General features: G+C 34.7%; 3 protein-coding genes and 1 pseudogene. All 4 read right to left on the reverse strand.

All coding sequences use genetic code 11. The features are described 5' to 3' along the window. Positions 1-126: pseudogene (locus ACZQCL_RS02315) on the reverse strand (acyltransferase family protein); the annotation flags it as partial. Beyond that, on the reverse strand, positions 123-1,274 hold the full coding sequence (gene alr, locus ACZQCL_RS02320) for an alanine racemase (RefSeq protein ID WP_227993525.1): 1,152 nt from the start codon (positions 1,272-1,274) through the stop codon (positions 123-125). The pseudogene ACZQCL_RS02315 and the gene alr, both read right to left, overlap by 4 nt. Further along, positions 1,268-2,323 carry a D-alanine--D-alanine ligase family protein gene (locus ACZQCL_RS02325; RefSeq protein ID WP_117571109.1) on the reverse strand — a complete coding sequence of 352 codons (1,056 nt, stop codon included), beginning with the start codon at positions 2,321-2,323 and terminating at the stop codon, positions 1,268-1,270. The genes alr and ACZQCL_RS02325 overlap by 7 nt, the downstream gene beginning before the upstream one ends. Beyond that, positions 2,320-3,658, reverse strand: a 1,339-nt coding sequence (locus ACZQCL_RS02330) for a UDP-N-acetylmuramoyl-tripeptide--D-alanyl-D-alanine ligase (protein ID WP_482481762.1), incomplete at its 5' end; no start/stop codon positions are given. The genes ACZQCL_RS02330 and ACZQCL_RS02325, both read right to left, overlap by 4 nt.

Consider the following 3,658-nt stretch of genomic DNA (forward strand, 5'->3'; position numbering starts at 1 on the left):
TACAGTATGAATAAAGTACGTATTAAATGTTTCAGAAATTTCTAAAAAAGGAAATGTATGAATACATACAACTAATAAAGCCGAAACATAACGTGCAATATCTATCGATGCATACTGTCTTTTCATGAGCGCACCTTTAATCTAGGTACACGCGAAGAAATCGAAGTTAGTGTCTCATTGTTGATAGTCTTAGCCGTACGACTAATTTGATCAACAGTAACGACTTCATTTCCTTGATGACCTACGATACACACTACATCGCCCTCTTTTACATCGTCTACATCTGTAACATCAATCATACATTGATCCATACATAAGTTTCCAATCAATTTACATCTTTGGCCATGTACTAACACTTCAAATCCCTGATTCGATAAAAGACGTGGTAAACCATCCGCATATCCAATACTCATTGTCGCAACTTTTGTTGGTTTTTCAGCCACAAAATGACGACCATAACTTACACTTTGTCCAGGATATATCCATTTCACCAAACTAACATTGGCATACATAGACATAATTGGAATAAAGTCTGGATTTGTTTGGATTGGAATTTGATCATCACTCGTCACACCCATATAAAGTAGACCCGGTCTACAATATTCATATTCCAACTCTGGATAGTTTAAAATTCCATAACTATTTTGAAGATGACGAATACCTGGATCAATACCTTGAGATTTCAATAAATCAATAACTTCATCAAACAATTGAATTTGTTTGGTCGTAAACGATTTACAATTCTCATCCAAACAATCACTCACAGGAAAATGCGAGAAGATGCCTTCTACACATAGATTTTCCATACGATACTCTTCATAAATATCTTCTATATGTTTATCTTGTTCTTGATAAACAATACCCGTTCTGCACATACCTGTATCTACTTTACAATGACAACGAATCTTTACATTATTTTCCTTGGCATACGCATTTAATTCTCTTGCATATTCAATAGAAATCAAAGATTGAACGATATTTTGTTCATGAAGATAGTGAAAATGCATACTAGGTGTATATCCTAATATTAGGATATTATCTTGAATTCCTGCATTTCTTAAGTTCAAAGCCTCATCCACACTCGAAACACCAAAATAATCCACTCCACATTTTTGTAAAGCCTTAGCACATGCGACATCACCCAAACCATACGCATTGGCTTTGACGATACCCATAATTTTTGTTTTCTTTACGAGCTTTCTAACTTCTTCTACATTATGCGCAATCGCATCATAGTCGATTTCTGTCCAAGCCCGACTATAAGCTTCTAACATGCTCCAATAGTCCTTTGCATAGCTAATTCAATTAGCTTATCAATTAAATCCGCAAATTCAATTCCAGCTTCTTTCATCATAGAAGGATAACGAGAAGTAGCCGTTAATCCTGGAATTGTATTCAATTCATTTAAAATCACTTCTTTATCTTCTGTCACAAACATATCTACTCGTGCCATACCACAGCAGTTCATCGCAATATAGGTTCTACGAGCTAATTCTTGTGCTTCTTTAAATGTTTTTTCATCAATACGAGCCGGACAATAAATAGCTGCCCCCTTCATCTCATACTTACCTTCAAAATCAAAGAATCCACCATTAATTTCAATTTCATCCACTGATCCTGTAAAGATTTCTTCATTTCCCATAACAGCACAACCAATCTCAAAGCCCTTAATTACTTTTTCAACTAAGATCTTACCGCGACCATCATAGAAGAAAGCATCTTTACATGCACTTTCAAATTCTTCTTTATCATTCACAAAATGAACCCCATAGCTACTTCCTGCATTGCATGGCTTAACAATCCATGGTAATGGAATCTCTTCTTGAATCTGTTCAAATGTAGGATTTTCTCGATTTGCGTATAAACAAATATAATCTGCACACGGAATATTTGCTTCCTTACAAAGAATATGCATGATTTCTTTGTCCATTGACATAGCACTTGACATTACATCACAGCCTACATAATGAATATTCATCAATTCAAGCAATCCTTGAATCAATCCATCTTCTCCATTTTTTCCATGTAGTACTGGGAACACACAATCCAATTCAATCACTTTGTTTGAACCATCCAAAGGCATGATTCCACCATTTACCCATGCACAAGATACACAAGTTTCTTCACTTTGCCATGTATCATGTTCAATCGAATCCACATCTCCATTATATAAATAGAAATGTCCATTTTTATTAATTCCAATTAAAGTCATATCATAGTTATCCGCATGAATCTGACGTAAAAAAGAAGCGACAGAATGCAATGAAACAGAGTATTCACTACTTTGTCCTCCAAATATGACACCTAAACGTAATTTACTCATTGTTTTTTCCCCCTAAATGCATCTACTAACGTATCCATTTTCATAGCTCTTGAACCCTTGATCAAAACAATACAATCTTGATCTAACAAAGGTTTAACAGCTTCATATATCTCATCTTTTGTTTCATACCACTTTCCATTAAAACCATCACTTGTTTCTTTAGAAAGAGGTCCCGTACAATATAGTTCGTCTACACCTTTTTGTTTAGCGTATTCGCCCACATCAAAGTGCAATTGTTTTTCTTCACTTCCAAGATCTAACATATCCGATAAAATGGCGATATGTTTTTGCGCAGGCAATTCCATCAATGTATCGATAGCTGCCTTTGCGCTTTCTGGATTTGATTTATACGTATCATCTAAAATATACGCATTTGAAACTGGAATTAGCTGTGTACGCATCTTTGTCATTTCTAAATCAGCCAATCCTTTTAAAATAGATTCCTCTTTTAATTGACAAGCCTTTGCGATAAAAATACACGGCAATGCGTTCATAGCCTGAAAATCACCAAATGCACGTAAATGAACAGGTGCATCTAGAATATTGCAGTTAAAAACAATTCCTTCTTTATCATATTTAATATCACTTGTGATAGAAACATCTCCACCTTGACCAAAAGATACGATTTTCTTATTTTCTGTATTCAAAGTCGAAAGAACCTGTTTTATTTCTTCACTTTCATGATTATAAAGGAATAAGCCATTTTCTTTTAATCCCTCTAAAATTTCACATTTTGCCTGAGCAATCTGAAGTCTACCGCCCAAATTTTCCATGTGAGCTGAACCTACAGAAGTAATCACAGAAATATCTGGCTGTGCAATTGAAGTCAACTGCGTAATTTCGCCTTTGTTTTCCATACCCATTTCTAAAATCGCTACTTCAATATCTTCATCAAAGTCAAAAATAGTTAATGGAAGCCCAATTTCACTGTTATGATTTCCCTGTGTTTTTTGTGTTTTTTTCTCTTGTGAGAAAATACTATATAACATATCTTTACAACTAGTTTTTCCGTTAGAACCCGTTACACCAATTACTAATGGACGTAACTCATCTAAATACGCTTTCGCAAGATCTTGCATAGCTTTAAGCGTGTCATCAACTAAAATAACTGGAAAATCCGGATATGGAAGATGATCCTTTTGCCACAAACTAATCAAAGCACCATCTTCAATTGTTTGTTTGGCAAATACATGTCCATCTACCCTTTGACCAATAATTGGTACATATAAAACATCTTTTGTCACCTGTCGTGAATCAATCACAACACCATGTATTTTTCTTGTATCATCAATATCACCATGCACAGTTGCATGCATCATATTTGTTATTTCCTGA

Source organism: Holdemanella sp., from assembly GCF_056804935.1.

Excerpts from the sequence above, each read along its gene's own strand:
- alr (WP_227993525.1), bottom strand. The coding sequence starts at position 1,274 with ATGTTAGAAGCTTATAGTCGGGCTTGGACAGAAATCGACTATGATGCG.
- ACZQCL_RS02325 (WP_117571109.1), bottom strand. The coding sequence starts at position 2,323 with ATGAGTAAATTACGTTTAGGTGTCATATTTGGAGGACAAAGTAGTGAA.